The 17,772-nt window shown below is 52.7% G+C and carries 12 protein-coding genes; 8 read left to right on the forward strand and 4 right to left on the reverse strand.

The genetic code is table 11. The annotated features are described in order from the left end of the window. Positions 1-32 precede the first annotated feature (32 nt). From QZ554_RS02945 to QZ554_RS02960, 4 genes are all read right to left on the reverse strand, one after another. Entirely contained in the window at positions 33-1,334 is a 1,302-nt protein-coding gene (locus QZ554_RS02945; RefSeq protein WP_297194253.1) for a DUF4302 domain-containing protein, read from the reverse strand. A gap of 13 nt (positions 1,335-1,347) precedes the next feature. Beyond that, positions 1,348-2,382 (reverse strand): putative zinc-binding metallopeptidase, encoded by a 1,035-nt coding sequence (locus QZ554_RS02950; protein WP_297194256.1) that lies wholly within the window; start codon positions 2,380-2,382, stop codon positions 1,348-1,350. 66 nt (positions 2,383-2,448) lie between these two features. Continuing rightward, entirely contained in the window at positions 2,449-4,014 is a 1,566-nt protein-coding gene (locus tag QZ554_RS02955) for a RagB/SusD family nutrient uptake outer membrane protein (protein WP_297194258.1), read from the reverse strand. Positions 4,015-4,040: 26 nt separating this feature from the next. Continuing rightward, the gene (locus QZ554_RS02960) at positions 4,041-7,142 is read right to left on the reverse strand and encodes a SusC/RagA family protein (RefSeq protein ID WP_297194259.1); all 3,102 of its coding nucleotides are present in this window, start codon (positions 7,140-7,142) and stop codon (positions 4,041-4,043) included. A 636-nt stretch (positions 7,143-7,778) separates the two neighbouring features. Here QZ554_RS02960 and proS point away from each other — a divergent pair. The 8 genes from proS to QZ554_RS03000 all read left to right on the forward strand — a co-directional run bounded on the left by proS (position 7,779) and on the right by QZ554_RS03000 (position 17,764). Beyond that, complete coding sequence (proS, locus tag QZ554_RS02965; RefSeq protein WP_277085596.1) at positions 7,779-9,257, forward strand: proline--tRNA ligase; 1,479 nt, start codon at positions 7,779-7,781, stop codon at positions 9,255-9,257. 28 nt (positions 9,258-9,285) lie between these two features. After that, the gene (gene queF, locus QZ554_RS02970) at positions 9,286-9,756 is read left to right on the forward strand and encodes a preQ(1) synthase (protein WP_044168892.1); all 471 of its coding nucleotides are present in this window, start codon (positions 9,286-9,288) and stop codon (positions 9,754-9,756) included. Then, positions 9,753-10,634: a diacylglycerol kinase family protein gene (locus QZ554_RS02975; protein ID WP_297194263.1), complete on the forward strand. Its 882-nt coding sequence runs from the start codon at positions 9,753-9,755 to the stop codon at positions 10,632-10,634. The genes queF and QZ554_RS02975 overlap by 4 nt, the downstream gene beginning before the upstream one ends. Before the next feature lie 185 nt (positions 10,635-10,819). Further along, the gene (locus tag QZ554_RS02980) at positions 10,820-11,044 is read left to right on the forward strand and encodes a hypothetical protein (RefSeq protein ID WP_297194264.1); all 225 of its coding nucleotides are present in this window, start codon (positions 10,820-10,822) and stop codon (positions 11,042-11,044) included. Beyond that, positions 11,041-11,484: a nucleoside deaminase gene (locus QZ554_RS02985; protein WP_297194267.1), complete on the forward strand. Its 444-nt coding sequence runs from the start codon at positions 11,041-11,043 to the stop codon at positions 11,482-11,484. The genes QZ554_RS02980 and QZ554_RS02985 overlap by 4 nt, the downstream gene beginning before the upstream one ends. A 1,265-nt stretch (positions 11,485-12,749) precedes the next feature. Next, positions 12,750-12,893 (forward strand): helix-turn-helix domain-containing protein, encoded by a 144-nt coding sequence (locus QZ554_RS08275; RefSeq protein ID WP_366764416.1) that lies wholly within the window; start codon positions 12,750-12,752, stop codon positions 12,891-12,893. A gap of 59 nt (positions 12,894-12,952) precedes the next feature. Continuing rightward, positions 12,953-16,111 carry a type I restriction endonuclease gene (locus tag QZ554_RS02995; RefSeq protein ID WP_297194269.1) on the forward strand — a complete coding sequence of 1,053 codons (3,159 nt, stop codon included), beginning with the start codon at positions 12,953-12,955 and terminating at the stop codon, positions 16,109-16,111. 3 nt (positions 16,112-16,114) lie between these two features. Then, positions 16,115-17,764 carry a class I SAM-dependent DNA methyltransferase gene (locus QZ554_RS03000; protein ID WP_297194271.1) on the forward strand — a complete coding sequence of 550 codons (1,650 nt, stop codon included), beginning with the start codon at positions 16,115-16,117 and terminating at the stop codon, positions 17,762-17,764. Positions 17,765-17,772 lie beyond the last annotated feature (8 nt).

Consider the following 17,772-nt stretch of genomic DNA (forward strand, 5'->3'; position numbering starts at 1 on the left):
GCTAACCTTTTGCTCGGATCTATCGGCTGAGCTTAAGCAGAGTAGGGATAGAGGTAGAGCCAGTAGTCTGCGTCTGTCGTACTCTGTAGGTAGTAATAGTAGGTGGCGCCACCGTCATCGGTGTAGGCGGTGATGGTGTAGGGAGCCTTAGAGCGAGGCCCCTCGACGATAGGCATGATGGCGCTGTAGAAGTACCAGCCCGAGGAGTCGTTACCATCCCTCAGTAGGATATCCACCTGTGTCGGGTCTGCCCCTACACCGACGAAGTCTACTTCGTAGCTGGCTCTATTGTAGTACCCTTGGGTCGTCATGATGCCCGAGGTCATGACCATAGTGTTGTGGCTGTCGTTACCTCTGAGGTTCACCCCGAGGTCGGCAGCGGTGAAAGCTCCCCAGTAGCCTGTGGTCTGCAGTGTGCCACGTCCTGTGCGTGTCAGGGCATTCTTGGCACGGGTAAGGTGCTGGAGCATCTTGGGGGACACGAAGCCCGTCTCTGCGTAATAGACGAAGGTCTTCGTGGCGAAGTCTAGGGGAGGGTTTACTATGGTCGTCTGGATACTTCCATCGGGACTCTGTAGCTGGGTATCATCGCTACTTAGCACGAGCTCACTGAGGGTAACACCCCCTAGGGTCACGGGCTGATAGAAGCGAAGGCCTCGGGAGGTGTAGACGAAGGGTGCACGTACTGTCGTCCCTCCCTCTGGCGTGAACTCCAGCTGGCGGTAGCCCGGATGCAGGCGAAGGCCTACCGTGCCTGCCGTACCTATCGTTACCGAGGTAAGTCCCGCTGTGCGAAGAAGGCTAGAGACCCGCTGGATAGCCGTGATCTCTGTCGCAGGATCCGAGGCGAAGGGCACGAGGGTCATCCGTGTGCCCTGCTTACGTCCCTCTAGGAGGATGGTGTCGCCCTTTATCTCTTTCAGCAGGAGCTCAAAGTCACCACCTCGGGCGGAGCGGAAGTACTCCGACGACTTACTGAAATGTAGCAAGGCATCGTTGAAGGTGGAGAAGCATAGTGTGGGTTGGTCTATCGTCGTGACGTCATAGAGCGAGGTCACCGCCGTGGGGTGTAGCTCGGTAAGTCCGGTGACCTTCCCCCCCTCGAAGTGGACGAAGAAGTTGTAGCCCCCATAGCGCAGACGGCTGTCTGGCCAGTAGGTGAGGAGCCAGTAACCCTTGTTGCCCTCTAGGCGGTCGGTGTACTCACGTAGCACCTCACGTGTACGTTGGGATGCTTCGCCGAGGTCGCTGAGCTTGTCGGCCGAGGAGCAGGACGGCATCAGGCTAGAGGTGAGGGCGAGCCCCACGAGGAGGCTCATGTAGTATCTCTTCATAGGTCAATAGGGCTTAGTGGATGATGGTGAAGTCTTGGCGGGCAAACTCGGGGTACCGCTTCTGGACATTACTCCGCAGCAGATCCATGTCTAACCCCCACTGCCGTGTCATGTATTCCTTGATGATGGCGAGCTTGCGTTCGATGAGCACTTTCCCCGAGGAGCTAGCTCCCGAGGGTGTCACATCCGCCTCCTGCATCTTCGCTTCCCACTCCTCGGGGGTAAGGATGATATAGTGGGCGAAGAGCTCGGCGAAGTCCTCGTGAGGCTCCTGGCTAGCATAGTTGCTGATGAAGCCGTATTGGATGGAACGTTTGCCGTTGCGTGTCCACCAAGTCGTCCACGTACCCCCCTTATAGTCTAGCGAAGTGATCTTATCGAAGTCTGTGGTAGGCTCTACCCTCTGGTGGAAGGTATGGGCAGACTCATGATAGATCGTACGCAGGTAGGAGGTGCGCAGGGTGGTGATGTAGGACTGGTTGGTCTTCTTGATCTGCGCATCCAGTTCGTTGTATCGGGCGACGCTGGTGGCATCGGTCTTGCCTTGTAGGGCTTCCCGCTCGGCATAGAGTGCCTTTAGGGTGGGGAAGTCAAGATGGTTGATGTCCATGAAGACGATCTTGATCCCGTTGATCGTTGATGCTAGTGTGTAGGTGTTGCTAGGCGGGGGATTGTACCCATAGTAGCCCGTGAGGATGAGGGCCTGGGGGGAGAACTGCCTGACGAAGGCCTTGCTCGTGGTCTCGACATAGGGCTCGAGGAAAAGGTAGCGCAGGACATTGACGAACTGCAGGCTATTCTCCGCTCGTGCCGGTGAGGTGACCCACCCACGACCTATCTCGTACTCCCGATAGCGGTAGAGTACCTCTATATTGTAAGGGCGGGAGAACTGTTCCTCGATATACTTATCCAGCTCGGACTGGTGCTCTGGGGTACGTACGACGCTCTCCTTGGAGAGGTCGCTGTCGGCACCCTTGCAGGCCGAGAGGGCAAGGCTAGCCAGAGCGATCAGGGATAGCTGGCGAAGCCTACGGGGGATGCTATTCATATCTGTATCTTGGTAGGGGATGTGGGGCTCGCTCGTCGGAGCCGTGGATGAGTGGGGTGGCGGGGCTTAGGGACGATTGGGCTTCATGCCTTTGGATATGGCATTCTGAGGGATCTCCAGTGCCGTATGATCGTCCCAGCTGGTGAGGGTCTTTACGACCGAGACGTTGTCCCTATTGCGGGCGTCATGTACATAGCGAGGTACCTCGATGCCATAACGCTTGATGTCTATCCAGCGCAAGCCCTCGTGCAGCGTAGCTATACGGCGACACTGCAGGGTATGATGCAGGATCATCTCCTGGGTCTCTCCCCCAGAGAGTGCGAAGCGGGGGTGAAGGGTCTTCTTGATCGTCGGTGCGTCTGCCGTACTGTAGGCTACGGCTTTGTAGAAATCGACGATCTGAGTCTCCGTAAAGGTCTTATCACTCACCTTCAGGTAGGCAGATGTCCAGGCATTTAGATCCTGGATAGCCCCAGCATTGTCCCCATTTAGCACCTTAGCCTCGGCACGGACGAGCAGGGTCTCTTCGTAGGAGAAAGGCACAACGATCGTGTTGTTAGCATTGCTCGTGTAGGTGGGGTACTTGGACTGATTGATGATGTCTCGGAAGTTATACACGGGGGAGATGAAGGGCTCCTGCCAGTAGTCGTTCTGAGGGCTCGTGGTCTTCGACCAAATGTTAGCCGCTAGGATGGTCTCGGCAGCAGCTCGGTGGCAGTGCGAGAAGCGTCGCTCACGAGCATTCGAGAAGAAGCTGCGGATACCAGAGGTGACAGGGAGCAGGAGGAAGTTGGCACTCGTAGTGGTACGGCTGTATAGCTTGGCATAGGCATCTTCTGTCTTTGCCCCGACGACGGATGCGTTCTGGAACTCTGACCAGTCACGAGGGCTCTTGCCCGTGAGTGCGATGTCTGCCGCAGCGATGGCTTTATCCCATTCCTCGTGATAGAGGTAGAAGCGAGCTGCAAAGGCATACGCCGCACTCTTATTGAAGTGATAGATAGGTTCGCTGTAGTAGCTGTCGGCGATCAGGGGTAGCCCCTCCTGTAGATCCCGGGCGATGGCAGCGTAGACCTCGGAGACGGTGTTGCGGGTGTACCTTGGGTCAAGCTCCGTCTCAGGCTTGGTCATGTAAGGCACACCAAGGTCGGTGGAGCTGGACTGAGCGTTGTAGTGCTTGCCGAAGACATTGACAAGCACGAAGTGGGAGTAAGCCCGACAGAGCAGCGCTTCACCTCGATGAGGGGCTAGGGCAGAGGTATTGCCCAGCTGATCTATGACCTCCAGAGCCTTATTAGCATGGGCAATCGCGTTGTAGTGCGCCTGCCAGATGGCACGTAGTCCGTCTGCCGTATTGTACTCGGGCGTATCATCCCAGTAGGCGAAGCCCAGCTGGAAGTTGGTATAATTCGGGTTATCCGTCCCGTAGTCATCTATATTGTCGCTCGAGAGCTCTGAGACCAAGGTCGGAGTAGCTGTCGGGTAAGCGTTGATGAGGAGTCTTCGGATGAGTTCGGGGGAGTTCACCGTGATGCGATCATCGGGTTGCTCGTCTAGCAGACTATTACAAGAGGTAAAGGCCGCAGGTAGGATGAGGGCGATGATGAGGGCAAGTGCTTTATACTTGTTCATAGGGGATAGCCTTCTATGGGTGAGGATTAGAGCCCGACACGAAGGGTCAAGATCAGTTGCTTAGGCGGTACCATCGACGATAGATACATATACTCGGGGTCGTCGCCACGTAGACGGCTGTCGGAGTAGAGGAGCATGAGGTTCTGCGCCTGAAGCTTTAGAGAGAGATTACGCACAGGTGTGCGGCGGAGGAACTGCCGTGCGAAGGTGTATTCGAGGGAAACCTCCTTGAGGCGCACGAAGTCCGTCTTGGCTGTTCGTGCGTCTGAGATGTTGTAGGCAGTATAGGCATTGGTGATATTGTCTCGCCCGTATTCTTGGTAAGCGTAGTTACTGGGGATGCGAGGAATATTCGTCTTTGCCTCATCACCGGGACGCACCCAACGATCGACGAGGTCACGGGGTAGAGCTCGGATATCATCCATCGGTGTGATATAACGTCTACGCGTGACAGCTCCGAACTGGTAGCTGAGGTTGATCGATAGGGCTAGCTTGCCATAGCGGAGGATGTTGGTGAGGGAGCCGAGGTCGGTCGGTACCAGCGTCCCACTATAACGTAGCGAACTAACATCGGTGCTCTGGAAGTTGAAGTCTCCGAGGGTCTCCGCACCACGATCGTTGAGGAAGCGGGGCATCCCCTTGTCCGTCAGCCCTAGGAAGGGAATAGAGAAGACAGAGGAGAGTGGGTAGCCCTGATAGGAGAAGCCCGAGATATCCGTCATCGTCTTCACCGTGGGGCTAGAGAGCAGCTTGGTGATACGATTAGTCTTATGTAGGTAGGAGAAGCCCGTCTGCCAGGTGAAGGTCTTAGTACGGATGTTGGTGGACATGAGCTGGAGCTGTAGACCCGAGGAGCTAAGCTCCGCTACGTTACCACGCTTGTCTACCTCACCCCCGACACCCTGTGTATAGATAGGGCCTACGAGGTCATAGCTGCGACGGGTGTACCAGTCTACCGTGGCGGAGATGCGGTTCTTAAATGCCGAGGCTGATGCTACGAAGCTCAGCGTACGAGTCTTCTCATAGGTCAAGCCGTGATTGGCAAGGCTCTTGATCGTTAGCCCTATCTCCTTGGAGTTGGGGCGCCAGGGGATGTCGGAGTAGATACGCTCTAGGGAGTTGGAGACTGATGGGTTATCCGCCACTAGACCATAGGAGACCTTGAGGGAGAGGGAGGAGAGGGGACGTAGGCGAGGGAAGAAGTACTCCTTGTGGACAGCCCACCCGAGCTCTACATTCCACGTAGGGAGCCAACGGATGTAGCGTGAAGGGCCAAACTTGTTGCTGGCATCGAAGCGAAGTAGACCGACCAGCGAGTAGCGCTCGTCGTAGCTATAAGAGACCTGCGTGAGGAAGTCCACGTTGTTGTCTACGCCATTCTGTATGGTGTAGTAGTTGCTCCCCTTCTCGTAGAGCCTCTTGAAGGCTTCGGGGATAAAGTAGGCCTGTCTTCCGAGGTCGAAGAGTACACCGTAGTTGAGGTTCGTATTCGTCTCCGTAGAGCCAACGTCCACCCCGATCTCCCCTAGTGCTCGTAGCTGATGACGGCCAAAGGTCTCGTGGAAGTCAAGGTTGAACTTGTAGCTCGTCAGGAAGCGTTGTCGGAGCTTGTTCTCCCTGATACCTCCCTCGGGGAGGATGGACATCGGGAGAGCAAATGGATTGTCAGGGTCGGTGTAGAGATTCTTATTGTTGTTGCGTATGTAGGTGGACTGCATGGCTCGCATGGAGCGGGCAAGTATGGACTGCTCGGTATTGTCCGTGAAGGTGACGGTATTCGTGTACTTCAGGTCGGTGACGAAGGAAGCCTTGAGTTGCTTCATCACGTCCCATACGATCGAGCCTTGAATAGAAAGATATTGCTGTGTCTTGTTCTTGCGGTTGGCACGTAGCTCCTCGAAGATGTTGAAGGGTACGTAGTCCTGTGTATAGTAGTCTCGGGGGGACAGGGCTCGGCTGGTGGTGGCAGCGTACTTGATAGGAGACTCACCAGACTCTTCACTCGTAGCGTATTCCCCGATGAGCTTTAGCCCGACACGTACGTTCTGTAGGAGGCGGTAGTCGGCGGAGATATTCCCCGAGTAGGTATTGGCCTTATCGGCGATCGTCCATCCTGGGTCTACACGAGCCGTCAGTGAGGCGAAGAAGTTTGTCTTGCTTGTACCTCCGTTGAAGCTTAGGGTGTGCTGGTGTATGATCGAGTTTTGATATAGCTCCTTAAACCAATTGGTGTTCCTACGCTCAGCAGCCCGAAGGAATGCAGCACGAGAGGCGGCATCATTCGTCAGTAGTGGGTTACCCGAGGCATCGGTCTTTCCGAAGAGCTCGTACATCTGCCCGATAAGCCCTAGATCCTTCTTCGTCCCCATCTCATGGATAGGGAATAGTCCAGCATCTACCATATCCTGTATGAGGGATACGTGCTGCTGTGAGTTCATGATATTGATATTGTTGTAGGACGGGGTCGGGCGCCAAGTGAACTCACCAGAGTAGTTGAGTGACTGGGAGCCTCCCGAGCCTTGCTTGGAGGTGATCTCGATGACCCCTGCTATACCTCTCGGGCCATAGGCGGAGGTCTCTGTGGAGCTCGTCAAGATGCGTACACGCTCGATATTGTCGATGCTTAGCCCGGGGACCTTGGCGGCGACTACCTGCTTGGCATTGGCTCCGATGAAGTCTTCGATGCTACCATAGTCACTACCTAAGATCACACCATTGAGTACCCAGAGGGGCTTGGCACTTCCTAGGATGGAGGTCGCTCCACGTGAGCCGGTAGAGAGGGTCATCTCCTCGCTGGAGGCTGTGGTGGTGGAGTCCGTAGGACTGGTCTGGGAGAGGCTGTCTAGGCTCATCTGTACGTCTAGTGTACGCCCCGTGGGCACGACGATGCGACGGCTGTAGCCACGAAGGGTGAACTCTAGTGCTTGTCCTTCGTTTAGCTCGATGATGTATAGCCCTTGGTCTGTTGTTTTGGTTCCTCGGCTTGTACCTTGGATCGTTACTTGCACTCCTGCGAGGGCTTCTTTCCGTACACCGGTGACCTTGCCCGCGACTTGTAGTGTCTGTGCCCACGTATCCACCCCTGAGAGGAGGAGCAAGAGCACCAACACAAATGATTTAATCTTCATGCAACAATCTTTCTATTAATGCGCCACTAAATTAGTCTTTTTTCTCCTACCCTTAGCGCTCTTACGTGTCTAAGGATCGCATTATGCTGTCTATTGAGGACGATTGACACGGGAGGTGGGGATGGCTCTGGATGGTTGGTCGGGGAAGCCTCGGAGGGAAGGGGGAGACTCTAGGGGACAGGTAGCAGAGGTACAGGGCTGACGCATGAAATCACCATAGTGCGAGAGCAAGGTCGTCAAGGAGCATACGCCGAAGATAGAAGATAGAAGTATCTGTGTCCTAGGTGTAGAGATCCCCAGCGTATACCTCCTACCGAGGAGGGATGAGTATACACGTGTGTACACAACTGTATACCCACGTGTACACAACTGTATACACGCGTGTACACAAGTGCGCTCTAAGTATCTCCTCTGTAGGGCTCGCTTGTATGTCTATTCCTTGGGGATAATGCCTAGGATCTTTAGTGATAGGCTAAGGCTCCCTGGGATATGAATACCCCCGAAGATCCAAAGGTAGGAGTGTGCGAGCAAGATCATGCGTCGGCCCCGAGGTAGCAGTAGTACCCTAAGGGGCTTTCTAAGGCTTTTTGTACCTTTGTGCCTCAAAGTAATATAGATAAGACATCTAAGACAATAATGGCAAAGGAACTCAAGGAGCTTACCCCTCGCAGTGTGGACTACTCGCAGTGGTATCAAGACCTAGTGATTAAGGCTGATCTAGCCGAGAGCTCAGCGGTGCGTGGCTGTATGGTCATCAAGCCCTATGGCTATGCTATATGGGAGAAGATGCAGCGTCAGCTGGATGATATGTTTAAGGAGACGGGGCACTCTAACGCTTACTTCCCACTCTTTATCCCGAAGAGCTTCCTAAGCCGTGAAGCCGACCACGTCGAGGGCTTCGCCAAGGAGTGCGCTGTCGTGACCCACTACCGTCTGAAGACGAGCCCCGATGGGGGTGTCGTCGTCGATCCCGAGGCTCGCCTAGAGGAGGAGCTCATCGTGCGTCCTACCTCGGAGACCATCATCTGGAATACGTACAAGGGCTGGATCCAGTCCTGGCGTGACCTCCCTATCCTATGTAATCAGTGGGCGAACGTCGTACGCTGGGAGATGCGTACCCGTCTCTTCCTACGCACAGCAGAGTTCCTCTGGCAGGAGGGGCATACGGCACATGCTACGCAGGCCGAGGCTGAGGAGGAAGCGATGCGTATGGTGAATGTCTATGCGGACTTCGCCCGCAACTATATGGCGGTACCCGTGCACGTCGGGGTGAAGAGCGCCAACGAGCGCTTCGCTGGTGCCGTAGAGACCTATACTATCGAGGCGCTGATGCAGGATGGCAAGGCATTACAGAGTGGGACGTCACACTTCCTCGGGCAGAACTTTGCCAAGGCCTTTGATGTCACCTTCACCAACAAGGAGGGACAGCAGGAGCTCGTCTGGGCTACCTCCTGGGGGGTATCTACCCGCCTCATGGGCGCGCTCATCATGAGCCACTCGGATGATAACGGTCTAGTCCTGCCTCCGAAGCTCGCTCCCTATCAGGTCGTCATTATCCCCATCTACAAGAGCCTAGAGCAGCGTGATGAGATCACCCGCTATATCCAGCCTCTGCTCAGTGAGCTGAAGAGTCGTGGAATCAGCGTGCGCTACGACGATGCCGATAATAAAAAGCCCGGATGGAAGTTCTCCGAGTATGAACTCAAGGGCGTACCCGTACGTCTAGCCCTCGGTGGACGTGACATGGAGCAGGGTACGATCGAGGTCGCCCGCCGTGATACCCTCACCAAGGAGACCCTCCCCTACGAAGGGATCGCAGACCACGTCGCTCAGCTCCTGGAGGACATCCAAGCCAATATCTACCAGAAGGCGCTCGACTATAGAGAGCAGCATACGATCACGGTAGACAGCTACGAGGAGTTCAAGGAGAAGATCGAGGAGGGTGGCTTCATCCTCGCCCACTGGGATGGTACGCCCGAGACGGAGGAGAAGATCAAGGCAGAGACCAAGGCCACCATCCGCTGTATCCCTCTCCTCGGCGACAAGACCCCGGGCAAGTGTATGGTTACCGGAAAGCCCTCTGCCCAACGTGTCCTCTTCGCCCGTGCTTACTAATCACCTCCCTAGACCTATTTAGATCACTATGGCAAGTATCAGAGACGGCGAGAACGAACTCTCCATCCTCGGGCGCAAGACCGAGTACCGGCAGGACTATGCCCCCGAGGTGCTCGAGGCCTTCACCAACAAGCATCAGGGCAATGACTACTGGGTGCGCTTCCACTGCCCTGAGTTCACCAGCCTCTGCCCCATCACCGGACAGCCCGACTATGCGACCATACACATCAGCTACATCCCTGATGTGAAGATGGTCGAGAGCAAGAGCCTCAAGCTCTACCTCTTCAGCTTCCGCAATCACGGTGCCTTCCACGAGGACTGTGTGAATATCATCATGAAGGATCTCATCGAGCTGATGAACCCTCGCTACATCGAGGTCCTTGGGGACTTCACCCCACGGGGAGGCATCAGCATCCTTCCCTTCTGCAACTATGGCCGCCCCGGCACTAAGTACGAGGAACTCGCAAGCCAACGCCTAGCCTCCTACCCCGTACGATGAAGAAGGCACTGGCCATCATCAACCCTATCTCGGGTACAGGCTCCAAGAAGAGCCTGCCCGAGCTCCTCGGACGTGCCTACTCCGACCTCCCCTATGAGCTCTTCCTCACCTACACCAAGGAGGCTGGACATGGCTACGAGCTCGCTCGTCGAGCAGCTAGCGAGGGCTATGATCACGTCATAGCCGTAGGTGGTGATGGTACAGTGAACGAGGTCGCACGTGCCCTCAGTCACACCGATACCGCCCTAGGCATTATCCCTAAGGGGTCGGGTAATGGACTAGCACGAGCCATCGGCCTATCTATGTCAGCCGAGAAGGCCATTGCTACCCTTGTCTCTGGTCGTCGCCTCTTGATCGACTGCTGTGAGGTGGAGGGTATTCCATTCTTCTGTACCTGTGGTCTGGGCTTCGACGCAGCTGTCAGCAAGCAGTTCGCCGAGGCGGACACTAGAGGCCCCGTGACCTACCTACAGACGATGATCAAGGAGTACACTCACTTCGTCCCCGACACCTATCGAGTGACGCTAGGCGAAGGGGAGGAGACCCTAGAGACCGAAGCCTTTGTCCTCGTCGTGGCCAATGCTTCGCAGTATGGCAACAATGCCTATATTGCTCCCGAAGCAGACCTCTCCGATGGCTTACTCGACCTAGCCCTTATCCGCCCCTTCAGTCCCCTAGAGGCTCCTATAGTCCTCGGGGATCTGATGCGTCGGCGATTGGGGGGCAACAAGTACTATAGTACGCAGCAGACGACACAGGTCTGTATCCAGCGTACACACCCGGGGCCTGTGCACGTCGATGGTGAACCCCTCGAGCTCGGCACGACCATTCGGGTGAGCTTGCACCCCAAGGCTCTGCAGGTCATCGTCCCTGCCTAGTCTCAGGGAGGCTCTAGTTCTCCAGTCTGTGGGCTGGCTCTGCCTCCCTCAGCCTAGCTACCCACCACAGCGCTACTTCGCTCTCTTACCCTCCACTGCTCGCAGTCCCGATCTCCACTTCCCTTAGCGGTCTTCCTCGCTCTTTGCTCATTCTTCTCTCGCTCCATTAGTTTGTCTTTCCCCTCATGGCCAAGAAGCGTCGTACACCTCTCCCCACCTCTCGGCGGACGCATAGCCTGAATGTCCTGCTCAACGATAGGGAGTACAAGGCAATCCTCGATCATTGTGCCCAGCATCACATCGCCAACCGCTCCAGCTGGATCCGCTCTGTGATCATGTCCGAGGTACTGCGTGAGCACGAGCGCAATGCTCCGATGCTCTTCGGCGAGGATGAGATGTGCAGACCATGACCTATACACCCGAGGATGAGCGCTATATGCGCCTAGCACTGGAGGAGGCAGAGCAAGCCTTCCACGAGGGAGAGATCCCCATCGGTGCTGTCGTTGTCTGCGGGGGGCGAGTGATCGCCCGTGCTCACAATAGTGTGGAGCGACTCTCTGACCCCACAGCTCATGCCGAGCTCCTAGCCATCACCTCTGCCACCGAAGCCCTCGGAGGGAAGTACCTCCAGGGCTGTACGCTCTACGTGACGATAGAGCCCTGTACGATGTGTGCAGGTGCACTCTTTTGGTCTCGGGTAGAGCGTATTGTTTATGGAGCGAGTGAGCCTAAGTTTGGCTATGCGCTCCATGCTCCGAAGCTCTTTCCCCGAGGGGTACGTCTTGATCGGGGGCTTCTCGAAGCCGAAGCCCGAGAGCTCATGCAGCGTTTCTTCCACTCCCGCCGCTAGCCCTCTCCCCATGGCTCTTTCCGTCTAGTCTATCCTCTCTCCTACCTGCTCGCTCCGTCCCGTCATAGACACATTCTGGAGCCCCTCTCTAACCACCTCTGTATCTGGCATTCCGAGAGGGTCAAAACGATCATACCGAGAGCGCAATTGCGCTCCTATAAAGAACGCCTCCGTCACCTTACATAGGTGACGGAGGCGTTCTTTACTAGTCCATCTAAGCGTCCATTATATGTAGTGTTCTAGCCCTCTCGGAATGCGCGTGATGAGGCTAGTGGTGAGAGCCTAGGTATGATAGGGGGGGGTAGGGGATAAGTCCAATAGGTCTAATAGGTGCAATAGGTCTAATAAGGTAGTCTGCGAAGTCCTACCCAAGGTGTAGCTAGGTGGGGGTAGTCCAGTATAGCTAGGTATGGGGCTAGTATGTATAGGGTAGCTCATATATAGAGCTAGGTACAGGTGTGGTATAGTGGTAGGCAGGTAGGGCTAGTAGGGGGGAGCCTAGTCGGCGATGGTAGGACAGGCTAGTCGGCGATGATATGGTATATAGGGGGAGAGCAGGGTAGCGGAGCAGGGATAGACATATGTCGTAGGCAGGTAGGGCTAGTAGGGGGGTAGTCGATGATGGTAGGATAGGCTAGTCGGTGATGATATGGTATATAGGGGGAGAGTAGGGTAGAGGAGGCAGGAGGGTAGGCTCTAGTGGCAGTCTACCTCTCACGGGGTGTCCTATGCCCTCCCTTTAGGGAGATGTTCGGAGGTGAGTATTAGACCTATTACCCCCTATTCGACCTAATGACTAGGGCAGGCTGACAGGACTAGGTCAGGTCGCGTGGCGTCTCCTACGTGCGTAAGATCCATGAGCTGCTTGATGAAAACCTCCTGCTTGGGTGTTTAGGGATGTGGAGTGGAACTTCTGTCTTCTCGAGGAAGTCGATCCCGATGTCTTTGAGGTGCGGAAGTCGTGGATCTTCGCATTCGATTAAAATGTGTGCGACTAATCCGTTGGTTGCTAATGCTTAATGATGAATGGGGGGTCCAAGAGAGTGTGGTTAAGAAGCGAGCGAAACACTTTTGCTTTTGCTGTTTTGCGTAAATACAAAGAACCATCTTTTTTACTCAGGAAAGGTACGTAATTCCCTGTAAAAGCAGATGAAGTAGAATGGCTTTATCTGCTCTTGTATAGAGGCTTTGGTTTTCTTCGGTGTCTGGCTTTAATATTGTACCTTTGTATAGGTCTACTCTCTTAGAAATCAGATCAACAGATGATGGTTGTAAGCAGGATAAAATCAGTATTAGCAGAAAAGCAAGTATCACGCAAATGGCTAGCACAAGAGATTGGGTGTACTGAGAATACTGTGTCCCATTGGGTGTTCAACAAGCTACAACCCTCTCATGGGAAACTTTCGTGAAATTGCTGATGCCTTAGACATTGATATCCGAGACCTCCTTAGACTCTCAAAGAATAGATATGGGAACATTCAATGAAGCAACACGTGTACAGATGCCAGCAATGGTACACCTTACACGCTTGGGGTATACATATTTTGGTAAGGTTCACGAAGAAGATGCCTCCAAGGGTGTTTATGACGCAGACACCAACATCCTATTACAAGTTTTCAAAGAGCAGTTCGTTCGTCTCAATCCCAAGCATAAGGGAGAAGTAGAGCAGGTGTTAAGAGACATCCGTAAGGAGCTTAACGATGATGATTTGGGGCGTAGTTTTTATCGACGCCTAAAGTCGGTATCGCCCCGGTTGATAGACTTTGATACGCCAGGAAACAATACTTTTCACTTTACGGCAGAGTTTACTTGCCGTAATGGGCAAGATGAGTTTCGCCCCGATATCACACTCTTCGTAAATGGTCTACCTCTCTGCTTCATTGAGGTCAAGAAGCCTAATAATATGGGGGGGATGGTCGCCGAGAGTAGGCGAATGAATAAGGCTCGCTTTCCAAATAAAAAGTTCCGTCGCTTCATCAATATCACTCAGTTGATGATATTCTCCAACAATATGGAGTACGACACGCTGAGTGGTGTAGTACCTGTTGAAGGTGCGTTCTATTGTACTGGTGCTAGAGGCAATGCCCCGTTCAATTGCTTCAGAGAAGAAAATCCCAAAGGAGCTGAGATAGCCCCCTTCTATGCCGATTATCCCTATCTCCCGGTAGACCCTAAGGTGGAAGAAGCTATCCTCTCGGAGTTCAACTGTCAAGTAATCCATACTAGCCCTGAATATCGGAGTAACCTTTCTGAAGATACACCTACCAATCGCATACTCACATCGATGTGTAGTCCGCAGCGTCTGCTCTATCTGCTACGCTACGGTATCGCCTATGTGCGACAAGAGCGGGAGGTAGATCGCAAAATAGAGTCTACGGACCAAAAGCATATTATGCGTTACCAGCAGCTCTTTGCCGCCATGGCAATAGAGCAAAAACTATCCCAAGGAATTACCTCAGGACTGGTTTGGCATACGCAAGGGAGTGGTAAGACAGCCCTCTCCTTTCACTTGGCTCACATCTTGAGTGACCACTTTGCGAGGCTGGGTAAGGTGGCTAAGTTCTACTTTATTGTAGACCGGCTCGATCTCCTAGAACAGGCTACTCAGGAGTTTGAGGCACGTGGTTTAGTGGTCAATACGGCCAGTACACGCAAAGAGCTGATGGAGCAATTTCGTATGAACCAAGCACAGCACGGCTCCACAGGTCAAGCAGAGATAACGGTCGTTAATATCCAACGCTTTGCCGAGGATACCGAGCGAGTAGAACTCAATGCCTATGCTACCAACCTACAGCGTATCTTTATCCTCGATGAAGCTCATCGTGGCTATCGCCCTGGAGGCTGCTTCCTAGCCAATCTCTTTGATGCAGATCAAAATGCAATTAAAATCGCTCTAACAGGTACACCTTTGCTCAAGGAAGAGCAAGCCTCGTGTAAGATCTTTGGCGACTACCTGCACACCTACTACTACGACCGCTCGATAGCTGACGGTTATACGCTCAAGATTATCCGTGAGGACATAGAGACATCTTACAAAGAGAAACTCACGGAGGTACAAGACAAGCTTGAGGCTCTCGTACAAAAGAAAGACGTACGCAAGAATACAATTATAGAGCATGACAGCTATGTCGACGAGTTGCTACGCTATATCCTCACAGACCTCATCCGCTTCCGGAAGATACAAGGGGACGAGACTCTTGGGGGGATGATTATCTGCGAAACCAGCGCTCAAGCCGAGAAGCTATATCAGCATTTTGGGCGTATCTGCGAGGAGCTCAAGTTCGACAAAATGCTCAAGGCAGGGCTTGTCCTGCACGACTACGAGGACAAAGAAACTCGCAAGCTGATAGTAAAAGATTTCAAGAAGAATATGACGATAGACTTGCTCATCGTCTACAATATGCTGCTCACAGGCTTCGATGCACCCAGACTCAAGCGTCTATACTTTGGTCGCAAACTCAAGGATCACAACCTCTTGCAAGCCATCACTCGTGTCAATCGTCCCTATAAAGACCTACGCTACGGTTACTTGATTGACTTTGCCGACATCAAGCGGAACTTTGAAGAGACCAATGAAGCCTACTTACAAGAGCTTAATCGATTCAATGATATTAGTCAGGAGGAAAATCTCAATACGCCCAACACTTTTACGCAAGTATTGGTGAGTAAAGAGGAGATCATCGAACAGATGAAGGAAATTAGGCAGATACTCTTCGACTACTCGTGCCACAATGCAGAAGATTTCTCTACGGAGATTTCAACCCTAGAGGATAAACAAGCCCTTTTGGACTTAAAGCACGCACTTGTCTCAGCCAAAGATATGGCCAATCTAGTGCGCACCTTTGGGGACGACGACCTACGTGCGAAGTTTGCCGAAGTCGAAATAACAAAGCTCCCTGAACTACTAAGCGAGGTACAGCATCGTATCAATATTATCAACCAAAAGGAGGCTTTCTATACTAATGCTGAAACTAAACTCCTCATCAACGAGGCTATGCTCGATATTGAGTTCAACTTTGCTAAAATCGGGCAAGAAGAACTTCGGCTGGTTGCTGGAGGAGTGGAGTTAAAAGAGAAATGGCAACGCACCATTACTGCTTTCACGCAAAATGATGACCAAGAAGACCCCGAGTTTATCTCCTTGCGAGATGCTTTTGCCGAGCGCTTCAAAGAGCGTGGCTTTGTCATAGATACGATTGCCAAGTTCAACGAAGAGGCACAAGCTCTTGACGAGGTCGTCAAGCGTCTACAAGATATACAGAAACGCAATACCGCACTCATTAAGAAGTATAATGGTGATGTTAAGTTCGCACGTGTACACAAGCGTATCCGCGAGGTTAATTTAGAGCGTAGCCAAGCCAAAAGGCCTCCGATGTTCTCCTTTCGTGATGAAGAGATTATGATCATTCTTAAGATGATCAAGTCAGATATTGATGGCAGGGTCTACGACAAGAATGATATTCTCAAAAAGGATGCATTCTTTGCTCGGACTGTGCAGTCTCTCATCAGTGGCTGTCTATATCACTTCCCACAGATTAAGCCCGAAATGGATGATTATCAGTTTATCCAAAAGCGGATTTCACAACAATACCTGAGCCAGTATAACGCAACTTACCCCAACGTATAGGCTATGCCAATTAAAGCTAAGACAATACAGCTTATAGACGAGCTTAAAGCCACCTGTGCTACTTATGGCATGGGCAATGATGGTAACGAGTATAAGATCATCACGCAAGTATTCCTGTATAAGTTCCTCAATGATAAGTTCGGTTACGAACTCAAGCGTGCCAAGAGCGATATTGCACGCCAAAAGATCGTCCCTGCCTCCCAGTGGGAGGAGGCCTATGCTGCCCTTAGCGAAGAGGAACGGTTGTTATTGCAAGCTTCGTTACCAGCAGAAGTACCTCTTCTACAGCCCTACCACCTTATCGCTCATCTGTGGAATCAGCAGAGCAAAGGCGACTTCGACACTATCTTTGACAATACGATGACCGATATTGCCGAAAAGAATGCCGAGATATTCTCTACGCAGACGACAGAGAACACCAAGATACCACTCTTTGAGACACTGACGAACTATGTTACCGACACGGCACAGCGTGCCCCCTTTGCGCGTGCCTTGGTGGATAAGCTTGCTAATTTCTCTTTTGAAGAAGCCTTTGAGCAACACTACGACTTCTTTGCCTCGATCTTTGAGTACCTTATCAAAGATTATAACACAGCAGGTGGTGGTAAGTATGCCGAATACTATACCCCTCATTCGATAGCCACCATTATGGCTCGTCTTTTGGTTGGAGACAATCCCGATTTGCACAGCCAAGAATGTTATGACCCTTCTGCAGGTACAGGCACACTCCTTATGGCTCTCAGCCACCAAATAGGAGAAGAGCGTTGCACCATCTTCTCGCAAGATATCTCACAACGCTCCAACAAGATGCTAAAGCTCAATCTCTTGCTTAATGGCCTTGTGTCTTCACTCGACTATGCCATCCAGGGTGATACGCTCGTTGCTCCTTACCACAAAAGCGATGATAAGCAAAGCCTTCGCCAGTTCGACTTTGTCGTCAGCAACCCGCCCTTTAAGATGGACTTTTCGGCTACCCGGGAGAAGATAGCTGCCCAGCCTGCTCGTTTTTGGGCGGGGGTACCCAATGTCCCAGCCAAGAAGAAGGAGGCGATGGCTATCTATACATGCTTCATTCAGCATGTGATTAACTCACTCAAAAGGAATGGTCGAGGGGCTATCGTTATCCCTACAGGCTTTATTACAGCTAGGAGTGGCATTGAGAATAGAATACTGAAACGCATTGTAGAGGAGCGTTGGGTCTATGGCTGTGTGTCTATGCCCAGCAATGTCTTTGCCAATACGGGTACGAATGTGTCAGTACTATTCTTCGATAAGTCCGCTTCTGCCGATAAGGTTGTGCTGGTAGATGCCAGCAAGCTGGGCGAGGAGTATAAAGAGGGTAACAACCAAAAGAAGCGTTTGCGCGACTCTGAAATTGAGCAGATTGTCTCTACCTTCCGTGAGGCAAAGCCCGTGGAGGACTTCTCCGTGGTAGTCAGCTACGATGAAATCAAGGAAAAGGGCTATTCGCTTTCGGCTGGGCAATACTTCGATATCAAGATTGACTACGTGGATATCAGCGAAGCAGAGTTCGACCAGCGTATGGCGAATTATATGAAAACCCTCAGTGAGCAGTTTGCGGAGGGACATCGCCTCGAGGAGGAGATAATGAAGCAACTACGTGCGCTGAAGTTCAATCCTGAAGTTGGATAATGATGAAT

This window comes from uncultured Porphyromonas sp. (genome assembly GCF_915070105.1).
Lineage (GTDB): Bacteria > Bacteroidota > Bacteroidia > Bacteroidales > Porphyromonadaceae > Porphyromonas.

Bases quoted from the DNA above. Each gene is read 5' to 3' on its own strand.
- QZ554_RS02950 (WP_297194256.1), bottom strand. From the start codon at position 2,382: ATGAATAGCATCCCCCGTAGGCTTCGCCAGCTATCCCTGATCGCTCTG.
- queF (WP_044168892.1), top strand. From the start codon at position 9,286: ATGGCAAGTATCAGAGACGGCGAGAACGAACTCTCCATCCTCGGGCGC.
- proS (WP_277085596.1), top strand. From the start codon at position 7,779: ATGGCAAAGGAACTCAAGGAGCTTACCCCTCGCAGTGTGGACTACTCG.
- QZ554_RS02995 (WP_297194269.1), top strand. From the start codon at position 12,953: ATGGGAACATTCAATGAAGCAACACGTGTACAGATGCCAGCAATGGTA.
- QZ554_RS02945 (WP_297194253.1), bottom strand. From the start codon at position 1,334: ATGAAGAGATACTACATGAGCCTCCTCGTGGGGCTCGCCCTCACCTCT.
- QZ554_RS02960 (WP_297194259.1), bottom strand. From the start codon at position 7,142: ATGAAGATTAAATCATTTGTGTTGGTGCTCTTGCTCCTCCTCTCAGGG.
- QZ554_RS03000 (WP_297194271.1), top strand. From the start codon at position 16,115: ATGCCAATTAAAGCTAAGACAATACAGCTTATAGACGAGCTTAAAGCC.
- QZ554_RS08275 (WP_366764416.1), top strand. From the start codon at position 12,750: ATGGTTGTAAGCAGGATAAAATCAGTATTAGCAGAAAAGCAAGTATCA.
- QZ554_RS02975 (WP_297194263.1), top strand. From the start codon at position 9,753: ATGAAGAAGGCACTGGCCATCATCAACCCTATCTCGGGTACAGGCTCC.
- QZ554_RS02980 (WP_297194264.1), top strand. From the start codon at position 10,820: ATGGCCAAGAAGCGTCGTACACCTCTCCCCACCTCTCGGCGGACGCAT.
- QZ554_RS02955 (WP_297194258.1), bottom strand. From the start codon at position 4,014: ATGAACAAGTATAAAGCACTTGCCCTCATCATCGCCCTCATCCTACCT.
- QZ554_RS02985 (WP_297194267.1), top strand. From the start codon at position 11,041: ATGACCTATACACCCGAGGATGAGCGCTATATGCGCCTAGCACTGGAG.